General features: G+C 55.6%; 19 protein-coding genes and 1 pseudogene. 14 read left to right on the top strand and 6 right to left on the bottom strand.

Annotated features, from left to right (window positions below; genetic code table 11):
- Window positions 1-85: 85 nt before the first annotated feature.
- The 4 genes and pseudogenes from AC559G_RS22865 (at window position 86) to rluB (ending at window position 2,566) form a co-directional block, all read left to right on the top strand.
- Entirely contained in the window at window positions 86-448 is a 363-nt protein-coding gene (locus AC559G_RS22865) for a Rap1a family protein (RefSeq protein ID WP_498914929.1), read from the top strand.
- A gap of 308 nt (window positions 449-756) precedes the next feature.
- Window positions 757-953: pseudogene (locus AC559G_RS22860) on the top strand (STM2901 family protein).
- On the top strand, window positions 944-1,273 hold the full coding sequence (locus AC559G_RS22855) for a DUF1493 family protein (protein WP_498914927.1): 330 nt from the start codon (window positions 944-946) through the stop codon (window positions 1,271-1,273). The pseudogene AC559G_RS22860 and the gene AC559G_RS22855 overlap by 10 nt, the downstream one beginning before the upstream one ends.
- A gap of 396 nt (window positions 1,274-1,669) precedes the next feature.
- Complete coding sequence (rluB, locus tag AC559G_RS22850) at window positions 1,670-2,566, top strand: 23S rRNA pseudouridine(2605) synthase RluB (RefSeq protein WP_095848821.1); 897 nt, start codon at window positions 1,670-1,672, stop codon at window positions 2,564-2,566.
- Between the two features lie 47 nt (window positions 2,567-2,613).
- Here rluB and cobO read toward each other — a convergent pair whose 3' ends face one another.
- Complete coding sequence (gene cobO, locus AC559G_RS22845; RefSeq protein WP_498914924.1) at window positions 2,614-3,204, bottom strand: cob(I)yrinic acid a,c-diamide adenosyltransferase; 591 nt, start codon at window positions 3,202-3,204, stop codon at window positions 2,614-2,616.
- Window positions 3,205-3,216: 12 nt separating this feature from the next.
- The gene (locus AC559G_RS22840; RefSeq protein ID WP_462616123.1) at window positions 3,217-3,978 is read right to left on the bottom strand and encodes a YciK family oxidoreductase; all 762 of its coding nucleotides are present in this window, start codon (window positions 3,976-3,978) and stop codon (window positions 3,217-3,219) included.
- Window positions 3,979-4,317: 339 nt separating this feature from the next.
- Between AC559G_RS22840 and sohB the strand changes: the two genes are divergently transcribed.
- Window positions 4,318-5,364, top strand: a complete 1,047-nt coding sequence (sohB, locus tag AC559G_RS22835) for a S49 family peptidase (RefSeq protein WP_498914922.1) — start codon at window positions 4,318-4,320, stop codon at window positions 5,362-5,364.
- Window positions 5,365-5,416: 52 nt separating this feature from the next.
- Here sohB and AC559G_RS22830 read toward each other — a convergent pair whose 3' ends face one another.
- Window positions 5,417-5,668, bottom strand: a complete 252-nt coding sequence (locus tag AC559G_RS22830) for a YciN family protein (protein ID WP_438596848.1) — start codon at window positions 5,666-5,668, stop codon at window positions 5,417-5,419.
- A 426-nt stretch (window positions 5,669-6,094) separates the two neighbouring features.
- On the opposite strand from AC559G_RS22830, the gene topA reads away from it, so the two are divergent.
- The 3 genes from topA (at window position 6,095) to acnA (ending at window position 13,192) form a co-directional block, all read left to right on the top strand.
- Entirely contained in the window at window positions 6,095-8,692 is a 2,598-nt protein-coding gene (gene topA / locus AC559G_RS22825; RefSeq protein WP_498914921.1) for a type I DNA topoisomerase, read from the top strand.
- A gap of 627 nt (window positions 8,693-9,319) precedes the next feature.
- Window positions 9,320-10,294 carry an HTH-type transcriptional regulator CysB gene (gene cysB / locus AC559G_RS22820; RefSeq protein ID WP_095848815.1) on the top strand — a complete coding sequence of 325 codons (975 nt, stop codon included), beginning with the start codon at window positions 9,320-9,322 and terminating at the stop codon, window positions 10,292-10,294.
- Between the two features lie 231 nt (window positions 10,295-10,525).
- A complete protein-coding gene (gene acnA / locus AC559G_RS22815; RefSeq protein ID WP_498914918.1) occupies window positions 10,526-13,192 on the top strand; it encodes an aconitate hydratase in 2,667 nt (888 codons plus the stop codon).
- A gap of 80 nt (window positions 13,193-13,272) precedes the next feature.
- Here acnA and ribA read toward each other — a convergent pair whose 3' ends face one another.
- Entirely contained in the window at window positions 13,273-13,866 is a 594-nt protein-coding gene (gene ribA, locus AC559G_RS22810; protein WP_438598225.1) for a GTP cyclohydrolase II, read from the bottom strand.
- 279 nt (window positions 13,867-14,145) lie between these two features.
- Between ribA and pgpB the strand changes: the two genes are divergently transcribed.
- From pgpB to lapB, 3 genes are all read left to right on the top strand, one after another.
- The gene (gene pgpB / locus AC559G_RS22805) at window positions 14,146-14,901 is read left to right on the top strand and encodes a phosphatidylglycerophosphatase B (protein WP_498914916.1); all 756 of its coding nucleotides are present in this window, start codon (window positions 14,146-14,148) and stop codon (window positions 14,899-14,901) included.
- A 301-nt stretch (window positions 14,902-15,202) separates the two neighbouring features.
- Window positions 15,203-15,502 carry a LapA family protein gene (locus tag AC559G_RS22800; protein WP_438598227.1) on the top strand — a complete coding sequence of 100 codons (300 nt, stop codon included), beginning with the start codon at window positions 15,203-15,205 and terminating at the stop codon, window positions 15,500-15,502.
- A gap of 6 nt (window positions 15,503-15,508) precedes the next feature.
- The gene (gene lapB / locus AC559G_RS22795) at window positions 15,509-16,681 is read left to right on the top strand and encodes a lipopolysaccharide assembly protein LapB (protein ID WP_095848810.1); all 1,173 of its coding nucleotides are present in this window, start codon (window positions 15,509-15,511) and stop codon (window positions 16,679-16,681) included.
- 133 nt (window positions 16,682-16,814) lie between these two features.
- Here lapB and AC559G_RS22790 read toward each other — a convergent pair whose 3' ends face one another.
- Window positions 16,815-17,066 carry a hypothetical protein gene (locus AC559G_RS22790; protein WP_498914913.1) on the bottom strand — a complete coding sequence of 84 codons (252 nt, stop codon included), beginning with the start codon at window positions 17,064-17,066 and terminating at the stop codon, window positions 16,815-16,817.
- Between the two features lie 253 nt (window positions 17,067-17,319).
- Between AC559G_RS22790 and pyrF the strand changes: the two genes are divergently transcribed.
- The 3 genes from pyrF to AC559G_RS22775 are packed head-to-tail and all read left to right on the top strand — an operon-like array spanning window position 17,320 to window position 18,548.
- Window positions 17,320-18,048, top strand: coding sequence for an orotidine-5'-phosphate decarboxylase (gene pyrF / locus AC559G_RS22785; RefSeq protein WP_498914911.1), 729 nt, complete (start codon window positions 17,320-17,322; stop codon window positions 18,046-18,048).
- Between the two features lie 10 nt (window positions 18,049-18,058).
- Window positions 18,059-18,385: a translation initiation factor gene (yciH, locus tag AC559G_RS22780; protein WP_498914909.1), complete on the top strand. Its 327-nt coding sequence runs from the start codon at window positions 18,059-18,061 to the stop codon at window positions 18,383-18,385.
- 10 nt (window positions 18,386-18,395) lie between these two features.
- Window positions 18,396-18,548: a hypothetical protein gene (locus tag AC559G_RS22775; protein WP_498914907.1), complete on the top strand. Its 153-nt coding sequence runs from the start codon at window positions 18,396-18,398 to the stop codon at window positions 18,546-18,548.
- Between the two features lie 2 nt (window positions 18,549-18,550).
- On the opposite strand, the gene osmB is transcribed toward AC559G_RS22775, so the two are convergent.
- Window positions 18,551-18,769: an osmotically-inducible lipoprotein OsmB gene (osmB, locus tag AC559G_RS22770; protein WP_416262589.1), complete on the bottom strand. Its 219-nt coding sequence runs from the start codon at window positions 18,767-18,769 to the stop codon at window positions 18,551-18,553.
- Window positions 18,770-18,798: the final 29 nt, after the last annotated feature.

Raw genomic sequence — 18,798 nt, 5'->3', positions numbered from 1 at the left:
GAAAAAGTGCCCGCCTTGCAGTTATTTAGCATAAAAACCGCTATTCTGATTGTCCAATACGGTTAACGAGCAGGATAGCAGGGCGATGATCAACAAAACACTTCTGATGCTGATGATCTTACTGGTACCGGCGTTGGTGCATGCCGGCTTCTATTCCGGCAGTACGCTGCTGGCGCAAACGCAGGATTACACCAAGCATAAGGCCGGGGCGGTGACCGCCAGCGAAGCCCTTAACAGCGGGCTGTTTATGGGCTACGTGGCCGGCGTGTTCGATAGCTATGCGATGCAAGGCAACCGCAATATTTGCCCCGGTTCCGGTATCAGCGTCGGCATGGCTGCCGATGCCGTCATGAAATACCTTGATGATCACCCAGAACAACTGCACTATTCGGCGCCTTCTGTGGTGATGCTGGCGTTGACCACCGCGTTCCCTTGTGAACGGCACTAAGGCAATAATCGCGCTTGCCGCCTACCTTCATTTCTGAAGCAAGTACTCAGACGCAGAATGTCGCCCTTGTGCCGTTTGTTGTAGGTTGGGCATCACGGTGCGATACACGCACCGTCCACCATTAAGGGATCTGCTTTAGGCTGTTGATTGCATGAAGTGGCAATTCTAGAACGTCTGGCGTTTAGGATGGGGTGTCAATCGGTGAAGGGGCGTGATTTCTTTACTCTACGGAACCAATAAAAAATAGGAACCTTCCGACACACCAGACGGGTTATGATTAGCTCAGTTTGTCTTTACGGTGATCGGGTATGGATACAGTAGAAGAGCTAAACGGCACGTATTTTATGCAGGCCGCGCCAACCTTAGCGCCAGCGAGTTGCTATTTATGATCTTTTTCCCCCTCCTTGGCGTAGTTATTCTATCCGCTGATGTCTTACAAATTGTCTACGGCACAATCCACAACTACAACACAATTGCCAGAGGGAACGATAAATTATGGAAATAGATGAGATTGAAAAACGTGTCTATGACCTTGTGCGGCCCTATGCTGGTGTTTATGTGTTTAGCCGGAAGGACGTCCCCTTAACCCCTGAAACCGACCTTGATTCTGAACTAAGTATTGATGAGCTTGAAATAGAAGACCTGATGGAATCCTTCTTCAAAGAATTCAAGGTAGAGCGCGGCCGATTCAATATTAAAACCTATTTTCCGGAAACCCCAATGTCATGGAATCCATTTAAGAAGGTGGAACCCGTTCCTGTTCCCGATTTTACTATCGGTATGCTGATTGAATCCGCCAAAGCTGGCCGCTGGCTTTATGAATGACGATTTGATCTTACTCAACAATAGTGGACATGCGTCTAAGTGAGTAAACTCTTAACCAGAGCCCGCTCACATGGCAAAACCCGTATCAACCAGCAAAACCCCGTAAGCAATATACGCCTGAATTTCGTCAGGAAGCGCAAGGCAGCCAAAGCCAAAACAGTGCAGCAAGACAAGTGTAATAAAATAACACAAAACAATAACGAAAGGTTATAACAAAAGCCCGGCGTTTAGACCGGTTTTTTTGTATCTATGGTTCTGCAGAGTGTACAACAAACAGGGTTACATAGTGGTGAAAAGACTGTATAATAACAACCGGTAATGCAAGTAAGCTATTGAAAATAAAAGATATTTTATTTTCACAACGACGCCTGTGAAGGCGACACTAGAGGTTGCTCAATGAGCGAAAAGTTACAGAAAGTTTTAGCGCGTGCCGGCCATGGCTCGCGCCGTGAAATCGAAGCGATGATCCAGGCAGGCCGCGTCAGCGTTGATGGCAAAGTGGCCACGCTGGGCGATCGCGTTGAAGTGACGCCGGCGATGAAAATCCGCATGGACGGCCACATTGTCTCGATCAAAGAATCCGCGGAAGCGGTGTGCCGGGTGCTGGCCTACTATAAGCCGGAAGGCGAGCTGTGCACGCGCAGCGATCCGGAAGGGCGGCCAACGGTGTTCGATCGCTTGCCGAAGCTGCGCGGCTCCCGCTGGGTTGCGGTAGGGCGCCTGGACGTGAATACCTCCGGCCTGCTGCTGTTCACCACCGACGGTGAATTAGCCAACCGCCTGATGCACCCAAGCCGTGAAGTCGAGCGTGAATACGCGGTGCGCGTATTCGGCCAGGTTGATGATGAAAAAATGAAACTGTTAAGCCGAGGCGTGCAGTTGGAAGACGGCCCGGCGGCATTTCGCACCATCAGCTTCCAGGGCGGCGAAGGCCTGAACCAATGGTACAACGTTACCCTGACCGAAGGGCGCAACCGTGAAGTTCGCCGCCTGTGGGAAGCGGTCGGCGTCCAGGTCAGCCGCTTGATTCGCGTGCGCTACGGCGATATTGATCTGCCAAAAGGGCTGCCGCGCGGTGGTTGGGCCGAACTGGATCTGCCGGCGATCAACTACCTGCGTGAGCTGGTGGAGCTGAAACCGGAAACGGTCAGCAAATTGCCGGTGGAGCGTGAGCGCCGTCGCGTGAAGGCGAACCAGATCCGCCGTGCGGTAAAACGCCACAGCCAGGTTGCTGGCGGCCGCCGCAGTGCCCCGGGCAGCAAACCCGCCAAACCTGCCGCCAAGCGCGGCTGATAGCGGCCGTAGCCCACCTGGCGGTGCGGCTACGGCGCTTTTCCCTGCTACCAATCGATCCCTTTCTGCGCCTTGATGCCGGCGTCAAATGCGTGTTTTACCGGCCGCATTTCGGTCACCGTATCGGCCAGCGCCAGCAGCTCGCGGTGGCAGCCGCGCCCGGTGATGATCGCCGTTTGATGCGCCGGGCGCTGCTTTAGCGCCGATAATAGCGCGTCAAGCGGCAGATAGCCGTAACTGACCATGTAGGTCACTTCGTCGAGCAGCACCACGTCCAGGCTGCTGTCGGCCAGCATGCGCTTGCCGTGTTCCCATACCGCCAGGCAGGCTTCGGTGTCGGCCGTTTTGTCCTGGGTTTCCCAGGTAAAGCCACTGGCCATCACCTGAAATTCCACATTGTGTTGCTGCAACAGGTTCTTTTCGCCGTTAGGCCATTCCCCCTTGATGAACTGGATCACCCCGGCCTTCAGGCCGTGGCCGACGGCGCGGGTAATGGTACCGAACGCCGCCGTGGTTTTTCCCTTGCCGTTGCCGGTAAACACCAACACCAGGCCGCGCTCTTGCTGTGCGTTGGCGATGCGGGCATCAACCTGTTCTTTCAGGCGCTGCTGGCGTTGTTGGTGGCGATCTTCGCTCATAGCAGTGAACCTCTATTCCGCCGGGCCGGGCTTGCGTTTGGGTTGGGCATCAAAGCTCATACCGGTCTTGCGGCGGCTGTCGTCGCCCATCAGGTAGAGGTATAACGGCATGATGTCCGCCGGCGTTTTCAATTTGTTGCTGTCTTCCTGGGGGAAGGCGGCAGCGCGCATTTGGGTGCGGGTGCCTCCCGGGTTGACGCAATTAACACGCAGAGGCGTGCCTTTGTACTCTTCCGCCAGTACCTGCATCATGCCTTCGGTGGCAAATTTGGACACCGCATAGGCCCCCCAGTTGGCGCGGCCCACGCGGCCGACGCTGGAACTGGTGAACACCAGCGATGCACTGTGAGATTTGAGCAACAGCGGCAGCAGCGCCTGAGTGAGCATAAAGGTGGCGTTGACGTTGACCTGCATCACTTCCGTCCACGTGGCAATGTCGGTTTCGGCCATCGGCACGATGTCGCCCAGCAGGCCGGCATTGTTCAATACGCCATCCAGGCGCGGCACCTGTGTGGCCAAATCACCGGCGATTTGTTGGCATTGTTCCGGGGTGGCGTGCAGCAGATCCAACGTGATGGTTAAGGCCGGTAGGCCGCCTGACTCGGCGATTTGCTGTTGCACCGCCAGCAGTTTGCTTGCGGTCCGGCCCAACAGCACCAGGCGGGCACCGAAGCGGGCATAGGTCAGCGCCGCTTCGCGGCCAATGCCGTCGCCCGCGCCGGTGACTAAAATAATACGTTGATCGAGCAGATCTTGTTTGGGTTGATAATGCACAATAATTCCTCGTGCCGGGGGCAACCCTTGCGCGGGCGCCCCAGTGGGATACGTAGCCGGAACGGGAGCTGAAACCTCGACCGTTATGCCGGCTGCGCAGCGAATTTGCCTCATCATTTAGATGAATAATCTGTGTTATATGCCTGAAATGGAGCGTCATTTCAATGACTAGCCGGTGAAATCGGTATTCTTTTGTAACAAAAGCAGAACAATCCCAACGCGAAAGGCCCGTAGTGTATCCTCAGCCGTGCGTTTGCGTATTTAGCCGCGACAGACATGGCATCACTTGGCTAAAATGGGCAGAGTTATACTAACAACCTGTTAATCAAGGCGGAATCTGTGGAGTTTATATCTGAGTATGGCCTGTTTCTGGCCAAAGTGGCCACGGTGGTGATTGCAATCGCCGCACTGGTAGCGCTGGTGGTCAATCTTGGCCAGCGCAAAGGGCATCGCAAAGGGGAATTGCAACTGACCGATCTGGGTGAACAGTACCGCGATATGCAGCGGGATATGCGCCTGGCGCGTATGGACGCCGTTGAGCAAAAGGCCTGGAGCAAGCAGTTTAAAAAACAGACCAAAGCGGATGAAAAGCTGAAGAAACAGCGGGTCAAATCCGGTTCTGCGGCAGTGGTTAAACCCTGCCTGTTCGTGATGGATTTTAAAGGCAGCATGGACGCTCATGAAGTGACCTCGCTGCGTGAAGAGATTTCCGCCGTGTTGGCGGTGGCCACTCCGCAGGATGAAGTGCTGCTGCGCCTGGAGAGCCCTGGCGGGGTGGTGCATGGCTACGGTTTGGCGGCTTCGCAACTGGAGCGGCTGCGCAAAGGCGGTATTCGCCTGACGGTAGCGGTGGATAAAGTCGCGGCCAGCGGCGGCTACATGATGGCCTGCGTGGCGGATCGCATCGTTGCCGCGCCGTTTGCCATTATCGGTTCGATCGGCGTCGTGGCGCAGATCCCCAACTTCCACCGTCTGTTGAAGAAAAACGATGTTGACGTCGAGCTGCACACTGCCGGCCAGTTCAAACGCACGCTGACGCTATTTGGTGAAAACACCGAGCAGGGGCGTGAGAAGTTCCGCGAGGAGCTGAACGAAACCCACGAACTGTTCAAACAGTTTGTGCGCCAACAGCGGCCATCGCTGGATATCGACAACGTGGCGACCGGTGAGCACTGGTTTGGCATTCAGGCCAGAGAGAAGGGGCTGATCGACGCCGTTGGCACCAGTGATGATTTGCTGATCGCCGAAATGGAAAACCATGAAGTGATTGGGGTGCGTTATACCCGCCGCAAACGCCTGATGGATCGTTTTACCGGCAGCGCGGCGGAAAGCGCCGATCGCCTGCTGCTGCGTTGGTGGCAGCGCGGGGAAAAGCCGTTGCTTTAAGCCGAATGCTTTTACCAAACAGGGGCCGCAGCGCCCCTGTTTTTTTTGGGCGCTAATCAATCAGATGATATTTTTCTGACAGTTTGTGCGAGAGGTGCTTAAACATATTAAACACCGCCGTTGTTTTTGCCGTTGGCAATCCATCCGGATCCAAAAAGAATTCCCCACGGAAAACTAAAACGTGGCCTTTTTGTTCAACCTCTGTGGCTACCATGCCGTGAAGATAATCTTCGTGCTCGCGGATGATGTTATTTGCTTCAGCCAAAAGGCTTTCCCGGTTGATCGGGGAGGTATTCGTACGCATTTATTACGCTCCAATCATAAACTCTGGCGGCATTCTAACGCTGGTTTGTGTTTATCCGCAAACTGGCTATGGTTTATTTGCGCAGCGCGCGGCATTCGGTAGATTACAGTTGGCGAAAATGCATTTTCCATGCTAATTAGGTTGCGCAACGTTTTTTATCAGGTACAGTGTGGGATTTCGTGGTATTGGGTGGAAGGTTTTGTTTACGGCTTACATGGGCGCGCGTTGAGATACTTAAGTCGCGTTGATGAAATCCCCCGGCGATCAGCCACTTGTACCCCGGTTGCGCAATTGAGCGGCTATCAGGAAAAAACATGTTGATCTCCTGCCAGAGTGCCGCAATATAAAAAAGCGATATGGATTGCCGTGGCACGGCAGGATAAAAGACTTCTTTTTAGAAGAAATAAATTAGGTTAAAAGGTAAATATGGGTAAAGCTCTCGTAATAGTTGAGTCCCCGGCAAAAGCCAAAACTATTAATAAATACTTGGGAAATGACTACGTGGTGAAGTCCAGCGTGGGTCATATCCGTGATTTGCCGACCAGTGGCTCAGCCAGCAAAAAGAGCGCTGACTCGACCGAAGAAAAAGCCAAGAAGAAAGTTAAAAAAGATGAAAAGACGGCCCTGGTTAACCGAATGGGCGTCGATCCTTATCACGGTTGGAAAGCGCAATATGAAATCTTGCCGGGTAAAGAAAAAGTTGTCGCCGAGTTAAAATCATTAGCGGAAAATGCTGACCATATTTATCTCGCAACCGACTTGGACCGCGAAGGGGAAGCCATTGCCTGGCACCTGCGGGAAGTTATCGGTGGTGACGACAAACGCTTTAGCCGCGTGGTATTTAACGAAATTACCAAAAATGCTATCCAGCAGGCGTTCAGTCAGCCGGGCGAACTGAATATCGATCGCGTTAACGCACAGCAAGCGCGCCGCTTCATGGACCGCGTGGTCGGCTATATGGTCTCCCCGCTGCTGTGGAAAAAAATCGCCCGCGGCCTCTCTGCCGGGCGCGTGCAATCGGTGGCCGTGCGGTTGGTGGTTGAGCGTGAGCGCGATATTAAAGCCTTCGTACCGGAAGAATATTGGGAACTGCATGCCGATCTGCTGGCGAAGGGCGAAACCGTGCTGCAGATGGCGGTAACCCATGTTCACGACAAGCCGTTCAAACCGGTAAATCGTGAGCAGACGCACGCTGCGGTAAAACAGTTGGAAAACGCGCGTTACACGGTGCAGGATCGGGAAGACAAACCCACCAGCAGTAAGCCGGGCGCACCGTTTATCACGTCCACGCTGCAGCAGGCTGCCAGCACCCGTTTGGGCTTTGGCGTGAAAAAGACCATGATGATGGCCCAACGGTTGTATGAAGCCGGCCACATCACCTACATGCGTACCGACTCCACCAACCTGAGCCAGGATGCGCTCAACATGGTGCGTGGTTACATCGGCGATAATTTCGGCGCCAAATACTTGCCGAAAGCCGCCAATCACTACAGTAGCAAAGAGAATTCGCAGGAAGCGCACGAAGCGATTCGTCCCTCCGACGTCAACGTGGTGGCGGAGCAATTGAAGGACATGGAGGCCGACGCGCAGAAGTTGTATCAGCTGATTTGGCGCCAGTTCGTGGCCTGCCAGATGACGCCAGCGCAGTATGATTCCACGACGCTTATCGTCAACGCTGGCGATTACCAACTGCGTGCCAAGGGCCGTACCCTGCGCTTCGACGGCTGGACCAAAGTGATGCCGGCGCTGCGCAAAGGTGATGAAGATCGCACTCTGCCTCTGGTGGAAGTGGGCAGCGAACTGGAACTGCAAAAATTGATCCCAAGCCAGCACTTTACCAAGCCACCGGCGCGCTACAGTGAAGCATCGTTGGTCAAAGAGCTGGAAAAACGCGGGATTGGCCGCCCGTCGACCTATGCCTCTATCATTTCCACGATCCAGGATCGCGGCTATGTGCGGGTAGAAAGCCGCCGCTTCTATGCAGAAAAAATGGGTGAGATCGTCACGGATCGGCTGGAAGAAAACTTTCGCGAGCTGATGAACTACGACTTCACCGCCCGCATGGAAGACGGCCTGGATCAGGTGGCGAATAACCACGCCCAGTGGAAAGCCGTGCTGGACGAGTTCTTTGCCGAGTTCAGCGAACAGCTGGAAGTGGCGGAAAAAGATCCGGAAGAGGGCGGTATGCGCCCGAACCAGATGGTGTTGACCAGCATCGACTGCCCAACTTGCGGCCGCAAAATGGGTATTCGCACCGCCAGCACCGGCGTATTCCTCGGCTGCTCCGGCTATGCATTGCCGCCGAAAGAGCGCTGTAAAACCACCATTAACCTGGTGCCGGAAACCGAAGTGCTGAACGTGCTCGAAGGCGACGATGCGGAAACCAACGCCCTGCGCGCCCGCCGCCGCTGCCCGAAATGCGGCACCGCGATGGACAGCTACCTGATCGACAACCAGCGCAAGCTGCACGTGTGCGGCAACAACCCGGCCTGTGACGGTTACGAGATCGAACAGGGCGAGTTCCGGCTGAAAGGCTACGATGGCCCGGTGGTTGAGTGCGACAAGTGCGGCGCTGAAATGCACCTGAAGATGGGGCGCTTCGGCAAGTACATGGGTTGCACCAACGAAAACTGCAAGAACACCCGTAAAATCCTGCGCAACGGTGAAGTGGCGCCGCCGAAGGAAGATCCGGTGCCGTTGCCGGAATTGCCGTGCGAGAAGTCCGACGCGTATTTTGTGTTGCGCGATGGCGCAGCCGGCGTATTCCTGGCCGCCAACACCTTCCCGAAATCACGCGAAACCCGTGCGCCATTAGTGGAAGAGTTGCAGCGGTTCAAAGATCGCTTGCCGGAGAAACTGCGCTATTTGGCGGAAGCGCCGGTGGTCGATCCGGAAGGCAACAAAACGCTGGTGCGCTTTAGCCGCAAAACCAAGCAGCAGTATGTGTCCTCGGAAAAAGACGGCAAAGCCACTGGCTGGTCTGCCTTCTACGTGGATGGCAAATGGGCGGAAGCGAAGAAATAGCCCGGAGAGTCCCCTGTAAAACCAGCCCCCGTGGCTGGTTTTTTACTGGTGAAAACCCCATCTCGCCGCAGGCTGCTATCATAATTGAATAACAGGCTTAGCCTTGATAATCACCCAGAATAATCATTACCATGCTGTGACACGGATCTATACTTGCCACAGTGACGTGGTATAGTGGTTATATAAAAGTATTTCTTATGAAAAATGCTTATTACTTGCGGTATTTTCAGCCTCAGCATCGGGTTCTGAGCGAAACACGGCGTGTTTATAGCCTGTGATTGTTTCAACTATACCCAAAATAATTCGAGTTGCAGGACAAAAACGCAAAAGCGTTTTTGAACAGCGCTAGCGCTGGCCCCGAAGGGGTGAGGCCGTATGGCCGAATCATGCGGCAACGCAGCGAATCCCCAGGAGCTTACTGGAGTAAGTGACTGGGGTGAGTGACAAATCTGCCAGGAGTAGATTTGAACGCTGTTAGCAGCGGCCCCGAAGGGGCGAGGCCCAGGGATGGGCCGAGTAATCAAGCCAACACGCCTGCAACTCGAAGTATGAAGGGGATATACCGGGGTAACGCCGATATACCTGGCTGCGGTTAAGCCGCAGTGTTTAACCTAGGATGGTATAAGAATGAAATTGCAGCAGCTTCGTTATATTGTGGAAGTGGTTAATCACAATTTGAATGTGTCATCGACTGCCGAAGGGCTTTATACCTCACAGCCGGGTATCAGCAAGCAGGTGCGGATGCTGGAGGATGAGCTTGGCATCCAGATCTTTGCCCGCAGCGGCAAACACCTGACGCAGGTGACGCCTGCCGGGCAGGAAATCATCCGTATCGCGCGTGAAGTGCTTTCCAAAGTGGATGCCATCAAGGCTGTTGCCGGTGAACATACCTACCCGGACAAAGGTTCGCTGTACGTTGCGACCACCCACACCCAGGCGCGCTATGCGCTGCCCAACGTCATCAAAGGGTTTATCGAACGCTACCCGCGCGTATCGCTGCATATGCACCAGGGCTCGCCAACCCAGATCGCGGAAGCCGTCTCCAAGGGCAACGCCGATTTCGCCATCGCCACCGAAGCCTTGCACCTGTATGACGATTTGATCATGCTGCCGTGCTACCACTGGAACCGTGCGGTGGTTGTGAAGCCCGATCATCCTTTAGCGGGCAAAAGCCAGATTAACATCGAAGAGCTGGCGGCTTACCCCATCGTGACCTACACCTTTGGCTTTACCGGCCGCTCGGAACTTGACACCGCCTTTAACCGCGCGGGGCTGACGCCGCGTATCGTGTTCACCGCCACCGATGCGGACGTGATCAAAACTTATGTGCGTTTGGGGTTAGGCGTGGGGGTGATTGCCAGCATGGCGGTAGATCCGATTCAGGATCCGGATCTGGTCACCGTCGATGCGCGCGATATTTTCAGCTACAGCACCACCAAAATCGGCTTCCGCCGCAGCACCTTCCTGCGCAGCTATATGTATGATTTTATCCAGCGCTTTGCGCCGCACCTGACGCGTGACGTGGTTGATACCGCAGTAGCGCTGCGTTCCAATGAAGAGATAGAAGCGATGTTCAAGGACATCAAACTGCCGGTGAAATAACCCGTTTTTCGGGCAGGAGCGATTCAGGCCTACGCCTGTCGATCCTGCTCGCCACGTTTTCATCTCCTGCCTCACCGCCACTCTTACGCCTTTCCTCCGCTGTCACGCAAACTTTGCGGGTTTGATTGCCTGCGCCTGTTGTTGTTATCAGAACGTTAAATCAAGTTTGTGTTATCTTTAAGAAAGACCTTATTAAGTACCCTGTTTTGACATAATAAAAAAGGAGGAGCTATGTCGTTGGATCTGCGTATAAAAAGTATGGATAAACTGGCGGTAGGGGATCGTGAATACCACTACTACAGCTTGCCGTTGGCGGCCAGGCAACTGGGGGATATCGGCCGGTTGCCGAAATCCATGAAAGTGTTGTTGGAAAACCTGCTGCGCCACGTGGACGGCGACACCGTGCAAGAGGACGATCTGGCCGCGCTTGCCGGCTGGCTGCAAACAGGCCATGCCGATCGTGAAATCGCTTATCGGCCGGCCCGCGTGCTGATGCAAGATTTCACCGGCGTGCCGGCGGTGGTGGATTTAGCCGCGATGCGCGAAGCCGTGCTGCGCCTGGGCGGCGATGTGGAACAGGTGAACCCGCTGTCGCCGGTGGATCTGGTCATTGACCACTCGGTCACCGTCGATGAGTTCGGTGACGATCGGGCCTTTGGCGATAACGTGCGTATCGAAATGACGCGTAACCACGAGCGCTATATGTTTCTCCGCTGGGGGCAAAAGGCGTTTAACCGCTTTCGCGTGGTGCCGCCCGGCACCGGTATTTGCCACCAGGTCAACCTGGAATATCTGGGCCAGACGGTATGGCACACAGAAGAGGGCGGCAAGCGCATCGCTTACCCGGATACCCTGGTCGGCACCGACTCCCACACCACCATGATTAACGGGTTGGGGGTGCTTGGCTGGGGCGTGGGCGGCATCGAGGCCGAAGCCGCTATGCTCGGCCAACCGGTATCAATGCTCATTCCCGACGTGGTGGGGTTTAAACTGACCGGCAAATTGCAGGAGGGGATTACGGCCACCGACCTGGTGCTGACCGTCACCCAAATGCTGCGTAAGCATGGCGTGGTAGGTAAATTCGTCGAGTTCTATGGCGATGGTCTGGCGGATTTGCCGCTTGCTGACCGCGCCACGATTGCCAACATGTCGCCGGAATTCGGCGCCACCTGCGGTTTCTTCCCCGTGGATGACGTTACGCTGGGGTATCTGGCGCTCAGTGGCCGCAGCGATGAACAGATCGCGCTGGTTGAAGCTTACGCCAAGGCGCAAGGCATGTGGCGCAACCCAGGGGATGAGCCGGTGTTCACCAGCACATTGGCGCTGGATATGTCTACGGTGGAATCGAGCCTGGCCGGGCCTAAACGCCCACAGGATCGCGTTGCGCTCGCCAACGTGCCGGCAGCGTTCAATGCCGCAACCGAGCTTGAGATCGGCAGCAAAAGCGCCGGCGCCGTTCCCTTTACGCTCAATGGCACTAGCCACACGTTGCATAACGGAGCGGTCGTGATTGCCGCGATCACCTCCTGCACCAACACCTCTAACCCCAGCGTGATGATGGCCGCCGGTTTGTTGGCTAAAAAGGCGGTTGAGAAGGGGTTGCGTACGCAACCCTGGGTAAAAACCTCGTTGGCGCCCGGCTCGAAGGTGGTGACCGACTATTTCGCCAGCGCCGGGCTGACGCCCTACCTGGAAGAACTGGGCTTCAATCTGGTGGGCTACGGCTGTACCACCTGTATCGGGAACTCCGGGCCACTGCCGGCGCCGATCGAACAGGCCATTAAAGACGGCGATCTGACGGTGGGCGCAGTGCTTTCCGGCAACCGTAACTTTGAAGGCCGTATCCACCCGTTGGTGAAAACCAACTGGCTGGCTTCACCGCCGCTGGTGGTGGCTTATGCGCTGGCGGGCAGCATGAAAACCGATCTGCTCAACCAACCGCTGGGCGAAGGCCGTGACGGCCAGCCAGTTTATCTGAAAGACATTTGGCCAAGCAGCCAGGAGATCGCGCAGGCGGTGGCGCAAGTGCGCACTGAGATGTTCCACAAAGAGTACGGCGAAGTGTTTAACGGCGATGCCGACTGGCAGGCGATACAGGTGGCGGGCTCCTCAACCTATACGTGGCAGGAGGATTCAACCTATATCCGTCATCCGCCGTTTTTCACGAGCATGAAAGCGCAGCCGGAGCCGGTGCAGGACATCAAAAACGCGCGTATTTTGGCGATCCTGGCGGATTCGGTCACCACCGACCATATCTCGCCCGCCGGTAATATTAAGGCCGATAGCCCAGCCGGGCGGTATCTGAGCGAGCATGGCGTGGCGGCGGATGCCTTTAACTCATACGGTTCGCGCCGCGGCAACCACGAGGTGATGATGCGTGGCACCTTTGCCAACATTCGTATCCGCAACGAAATGGTGCCGGGGGTGGAAGGGGGGATTACCCGCCATGTGCCGTCGCAGGCGCAGATGCCGATCTATGACGCTGCAATGCAATACCAGCAGGAAAACGTGCCGCTGGCGGTGATCGCCGGTAAGGAATACGGCTCCGGCTCCAGCCGCGATTGGGCCGCCAAGGGGCCACGCTTGCTCGGGGTGCGGGTGGTGATTGCGGAATCCTTTGAGCGTATCCACCGTTCCAACCTGATTGGCATGGGGATCCTGCCGCTGGAGTTCCCGCAGGGGGTGACGCGTAAAACGCTGGGGTTGAGCGGCGATGAACAGATCAGCGTCGGCGGTTTGCAGGCGTTACGCCCGGGGCAAACGGTGCCGGTGCATATCACCTATGCCGACGGCCGGGAAACGGTGATAGAGACGCGTTGCCGCATTGATACCGGCAATGAGCTGGTCTATTACCAAAACGACGGCATTTTGCATTACGTGATCAGAAAAATGTTGTGACGGGCGGCTGTCAGGCAGGCAAATCGCGCGATGAAAAAGCCCGCCGGGATTAAGCGGCGGGCTGCTTACGGCAAGGAGTGCTATTTTTGATCCAGCAGATGCCCCATTTTGGCCGCTTTGGTAGCCAGATAACGCTCGTTCTTTGGGTTACGGCCCACGATCAACGGCACGCGCTCGGTGATATTGATGCCCGCTTCGGTCAGGATCTCGACCTTCTTCGGGTTGTTGGTCAGCAAACGCACTGCATTCACGCCCAACAGTTTGAACATATCGGCGCACAGGGTGAAATCACGCTCATCGGCGGCAAAACCCAACTGGTGGTTGGCTTCTACCGTGTCGGCCCCTTTATCCTGCAGCGCGTAGGCGCGGATTTTATTCAACAGGCCGATATTACGGCCTTCCTGGCGATGGTACAGCAGAATACCGCGCCCTTCCTCGGCAATATGCTCCAGTGCGGCCTCCAGTTGGAAGCCACAGTCACAGCGCAGGCTGAACAGCGCATCGCCGGTCAGGCATTCCGAATGTACGCGTGAGAGCACAGGCGTATCGCCTGAAATATCACCGAAGACCAGCGCCAGATGATCGTGCCCGGTAGCCAGTTCTTCAAACCCCACCATCAGGAAATCGCCCCAAGGTGTTGGCAGTTTAGCTTCTGCCACCCGTTTAAGCTGCATGTTACTCTCCACAAACACACCCGATTTAATCACTGTTGCGCAGCGTACTTCCGGTACGACCTGATGACCAGAACTAAAAACACGCGTCAGCGAACTGTCGTTCGTTAAATATGCGCTATTTTGCCACAACTTCTTGCCCAGTGGTGCTCAGCAAAGCAGCATCCGGTGTTTTACCTGCCTTATTATTGCGATAGGTGTAAATACTGTTTAATTTTGCCCATGTTGTCGGGATGACAAGATTGTTACACTGCAGGCGGGTTCAAGCATAAGGATGAACGAATGTTAGAGATAGCAAAACGCACGGCGGTGGGCGCCATTCTGTTGTTGGTTATGCCATTGGCGGTCTGGTTTTCGGGTTGGCAATGGCAGCCCGGCGGCAATGAAACGGTGTTGAAGGCCCTGTTTTGGGTCACGGAAACGGTGACATCGCCCTGGGGAACGTTAACCAGCGTGCTGCTTTCCCTTTGGTTCCTGTGGTGCCTGCGCTTTCGGCTAAAGCCGGCGATAGCGCTGGTGGTTCTGCTGTCTGCCGCGGTATTGATCGGCCAGGGTGTGAAAAACCTGATGAAAGAGCAGGTGCAGGAGCCGCGGCCTTATGTGGTGTGGCTGGAGCAGGCGCATGGCGTTGATGGCAAATATTTTTACTCGCTCCATCGCAAGGCGCGCAGCGCGCTGGTGCAGCAACAGCTTTTGGATCAGCCGCTGGTGCCGCAATGGCTGCGCCAACATTGGCAGTTCGAAACCGGCTTTGCTTTCCCCTCCGGCCATACCATGTTCGCTGCCACCTGGGCGTTGCTGGGCGTCGGGCTATTATGGCCGCGCCGCCATTATAAAACCGTGGCGGTGCTGATGGTTTGGGCGGTGGGCGTGATGGGCAGCCGCTTGTTGCTCGGCATGCACTGGCCGCGCGATCTGGCGATGGCTACGCTGATCAGTTGGCTGCTGGTCACCCTGGCATGCTGCCTGGCGCAGCGTTGGTTCGGCCCGCTGGCGCCGCAGGAACAGGAACCCCAATCCAACGCCCAGCGCGAGTAAGGCCGTTGTAATATCCATTAAGGTGACAATGTCACTAAATTCGGCGGCCTTTTTGCGGACCGCCGTCCGGCCTGCGTTGTTTTGCTCCAATTAGCCCCCATATCCTGATAAATACGCCGGTTTGATAGGGTTTCTCATCAATAGTGCTAACTGTGCCTTTTTACTGCTGAATATCCCGGCAGACGGCCGCTTTTATCATGCCGAGGGTTTCCCTGCCAGCGGCGGAAATGCTAACTTAAGGGGCAGGGACGCCATAAATTGGCTTGATTCATCCGATTAACTCGGCATTACGGGAAATAATGTGAAATATTTGCTGATTTTTTTGCTGGTTCTGGTGATATTCGTGATTTCTGTCACCCTGGGGGCGCACAACGATCAGGTGGTGTCTTTCAATTACCTGATAGCGCAAGGTGACTATCGCGTATCCACGCTGCTGGCCACGCTGTTTGGCGTGGGTTTCGTCCTTGGCTGGATCATTTGCGGCCTGTTTTACCTGCGCACCCGCATCGCGCTGGCGCGTGCAGAACGCAAGATCAAACGGCTGGAACTGCAGCAAGAGCCGCAAACTGAGCCGGTTCCCTCTGCTGTCAGCAAGGAATAATCCTCTATGTTAGAGCTGCTGTTTCTGTTGCTGCCCGTTGCTGCCGCCTATGGTTGGTATATGGGGCGCAGAAGTGCTCAGCATGATAAGCAGCAGGAAGCCAACCGCTTGTCGCGTGAATATGTGGCGGGGGTGAACTTTCTGCTTTCCAACCAGCAGGACAAAGCGGTCGATCTGTTCCTCGATATGCTGAAAGAAGACAGCAATACCGTTGAGGCGCATCTAACGCTGGGCAACCTGTTCCGTTCTCGCGGCGAAGTCGACCGCGCCATTCGCATCCACCAGGCGCTGATGGAAAGCGCCTCCCTGACCTTTGAGCAACGTTTGCTGGCCATCCAGCAGTTGGGCCGCGATTACATGGCGGCCGGCCTCTACGATCGCGCCGAGGACATGTTCGGCCAGCTTATCGACGAGGAAGATTTTCGCATTTCCGCGTTGCAGCAGTTGCTGATTATCCACCAGGCCACCAGTGACTGGCTAAAAGCGATCGACGTGGCGGAAAAACTGGTCAAGTTGGGAAAAGAGAAGCAGCGGATTGAGATCGCCCATTTTTACTGCGAACTGGCGCTGCAGGCGATGGGCAGCGACGATCTGGACAAGGCGATGAGCCTGTTGAAACGCGCCGCGGCGGCGGACAAACAGTGCGCGCGCGTCTCCATTATGGTCGGGCGCATCTATATGGCGCAGGAAGAGTACGCCAGGGCGGTGGAATCACTTAAGCGCGTGTTGGAACAGGATAAAGAGTTGGTCAGCGAAACGCTGCCGATGCTGCAAGAGTGCTACCGGCACCTGCCGCAGCAAGAAGGCGAATGGGCCGATTTTCTGCGGCGCTGCGTTGAAGATAATACCGGCGCGACCGCCGAGTTGATGCTGGCGGATATCGTCGAGCAGCATGAAGGGCGTGATGTGGCCCAGTTGTACATCAATCGCCAGTTACAACGTCACCCAACCATGCGCGTGTTTTACCACCTGATGGATTATCATCTGGCGGATGCGGAAGACGGGCGGGCTAAAGAGAGCCTGGTGTTGTTGCGCGATATGGTTGGCGAGCAGATCCGCACCAAGCCGCGCTATCGCTGCCACAAATGCGGCTTTACCGCACATTCACTGTATTGGCACTGCCCGTCATGCCGGGCCTGGGCGTCGGTTAAACCGATCCGTGGCCTGGATGGGCAATAAAATACATACGGGGTTACGGGGTTAACTGCTGCGGCAGTTGCAGTGTTGGCGAGTGTTTGGCCGCACACGTTGCCGGTGAGTAGGCAGGGCCAACACACCGGCAACGTGAAGCAAAGCGATTATACCGTTCGGCTTATTTCTTCTTGCTGTTTTTCAACAGTTGGCGCAATTTCTTCAGCTCTTTTTGAGTCAGTGGTTGTTCAGGCGTTTCCTCGGTGCTCTGGTTATCCACTTCGCTGTGGTGAACCGTAGGCGCCGCAAAGCTGGCTTCCAGGCGTTCGCACACCAGTGCGCTCAGAGAAAGCTGCTGCTCAAGGGCCACTGCCTTGATTTTATCCTTCAGTTCCAGAGGGATTTTAATGGTAAGTGTTGATATCTCGCTCATTTTGCAGCCTTTATTGCAGTAGGGTTACCTCAAGCTATGCCAGCTGCACCAAACTGTCCAGTATGTAATAAAAATTTAATCTAACTGTCATTTTCCGCAGCCTCGTTTCTTGCGCTGCGGGCCGAACAGAAATGCCGCCAACGGCGGCCTGGCAACGCTGCGGCTGGGATTTCCCGCCGCTGGCATGTAGAATGCGGCGGTCGGTTTTACAGGTAATGACGTAACTATGTCCATTTTACAAAAGGTAGAAGAAATGAAGTCTGGAAATAACAAGAACAACAATGACTTGACCTCATCACCGATCGTTGTGGCGCTGGATTATGCAGACAAGGGGGCGGCATTGGCCTTTGTCGACCGTATTGATCCTCAAGACTGCCGGCTTAAAGTGGGCAAAGAGATGTTCACCCTGTTCGGGCCGCAGTTCGTGCAAGCATTGCAGGCGCGCGGTTTTGAGGTTTTCCTCGATCTGAAGTTCCACGATATTCCGAATACCACCGCGCATGCGGTAGCCGCTGCGGCTGAACTGGGTGTGTGGATGGTCAATGTGCACGCCAGCGGCGGTGCGCGCATGATGGCGGCGGCCAAAGAAGCCTTGCAGCCGTTTGGCGCCGATGCGCCGTTGTTGATCGCCGTTACCGTGCTCACCAGCATGGCGGCGGAAGATCTGCGGGCGATTGGTATCGATGCCAGCCCGGCAGAACATGCAGAGCGTCTGGCGCGCCTGACGCATGATTGCGGGCTGGATGGGGTGGTGTGTTCGGCCCACGAAGCCGAACGCCTGAAGCAGGCCTGTGGCCGGCAGTTCCAACTGGTGACGCCGGGCATTCGTCCTGAAGGCAGTGCAGCGGGCGACCAGCGCCGTATTATGACGCCGGTGCAGGCTCAGGCCGCCGGCGTGGATTATATGGTGATTGGGCGGCCCATCACCCAATCGGCCGATCCTGCCGCCACGCTGAAAGCGATTCGCGCATCTCTGGCATAAGGAGTTAACGATGAACGACAGTAACAGCCGCCTGGTTTATTCCACCGGCGTTGGGCGGGTTAATCAACCCAAGGCGGCGCCGCAACGTCCCAAAGGGGACGGCATTGTGCGTATACAGCGCCAAACCAGCGGCCGCAAGGGCAAAGGGGTCTGCCTGATCAGCGGTATCGATCAGGACGATGCCGCGCTGAATAAACTGGCTGCGGAGCTAAAGAAAAAGTGCGGTTGCGGCGGCGCGGTGAAAGACGGCGTGATTGAAATCCAGGGGGATAAGCGCGATCTTCTCAAGCAATTGTTGGAAGCCAAAGGCATGAAGGTCAAGCTGGCCGGCGGCTGAGGTGTAAACCATGCCGCAGGGCGGCATGGTATGTGGTGGTGCGGTTGTTGATGCAGGAAAAAGCCACAGACAAAAGAGAACAGACCTGAAATTATTTTTGTTAATACGTCAAAGCGCTAAAGCTTTTGCTCGCCTGCTGGCAGAGGTATCTGGCAATTTATAATATTATTTACCTACCTGGTGGCCAATAATCCCACCAACGGCAGCCCCGCCGAGTGTGCCAAGCGCACTACCATCGGTTAATACCGCGCCGCCGATGGCGCCTGCGCCCGCACCGATCGCCGTATTGCGATCGCGTTTAGACATATTGGAACAGGCCGTGAGTGACATTGCCAGAGTAATGGCCACTGCGGCGGTGGCAAAACGTTTATTCATCATAATGATTTCTCCTTAGCAAGGACTATACCCTTCAT

This window comes from Gibbsiella greigii (genome assembly GCF_039540155.1).
GTDB classification, from domain to species: domain Bacteria; phylum Pseudomonadota; class Gammaproteobacteria; order Enterobacterales; family Enterobacteriaceae; genus Gibbsiella; species Gibbsiella quercinecans.
The sequence above is the reverse complement of the archived record's forward strand: the minus strand, read 5'-3'. Positions and strand labels throughout refer to the sequence as shown.

Coding starts and splice junctions, on each gene's coding strand:
- AC559G_RS22865 (WP_498914929.1), top strand. CDS start 86: ATGATCAACAAAACACTTCTGATGCTGATGATCTTACTGGTACCGGCG.
- AC559G_RS22855 (WP_498914927.1), top strand. CDS start 944: ATGGAAATAGATGAGATTGAAAAACGTGTCTATGACCTTGTGCGGCCC.
- rluB (WP_095848821.1), top strand. CDS start 1,670: ATGAGCGAAAAGTTACAGAAAGTTTTAGCGCGTGCCGGCCATGGCTCG.
- cobO (WP_498914924.1), bottom strand. CDS start 3,204: ATGAGCGAAGATCGCCACCAACAACGCCAGCAGCGCCTGAAAGAACAG.
- AC559G_RS22830 (WP_438596848.1), bottom strand. CDS start 5,668: ATGCGTACGAATACCTCCCCGATCAACCGGGAAAGCCTTTTGGCTGAA.
- topA (WP_498914921.1), top strand. CDS start 6,095: ATGGGTAAAGCTCTCGTAATAGTTGAGTCCCCGGCAAAAGCCAAAACT.
- cysB (WP_095848815.1), top strand. CDS start 9,320: ATGAAATTGCAGCAGCTTCGTTATATTGTGGAAGTGGTTAATCACAAT.
- acnA (WP_498914918.1), top strand. CDS start 10,526: ATGTCGTTGGATCTGCGTATAAAAAGTATGGATAAACTGGCGGTAGGG.
- ribA (WP_438598225.1), bottom strand. CDS start 13,866: ATGCAGCTTAAACGGGTGGCAGAAGCTAAACTGCCAACACCTTGGGGC.
- pgpB (WP_498914916.1), top strand. CDS start 14,146: ATGTTAGAGATAGCAAAACGCACGGCGGTGGGCGCCATTCTGTTGTTG.
- lapB (WP_095848810.1), top strand. CDS start 15,509: ATGTTAGAGCTGCTGTTTCTGTTGCTGCCCGTTGCTGCCGCCTATGGT.
- AC559G_RS22790 (WP_498914913.1), bottom strand. CDS start 17,066: ATGAGCGAGATATCAACACTTACCATTAAAATCCCTCTGGAACTGAAG.
- pyrF (WP_498914911.1), top strand. CDS start 17,320: ATGAAGTCTGGAAATAACAAGAACAACAATGACTTGACCTCATCACCG.
- yciH (WP_498914909.1), top strand. CDS start 18,059: ATGAACGACAGTAACAGCCGCCTGGTTTATTCCACCGGCGTTGGGCGG.
- AC559G_RS22775 (WP_498914907.1), top strand. CDS start 18,396: ATGCCGCAGGGCGGCATGGTATGTGGTGGTGCGGTTGTTGATGCAGGA.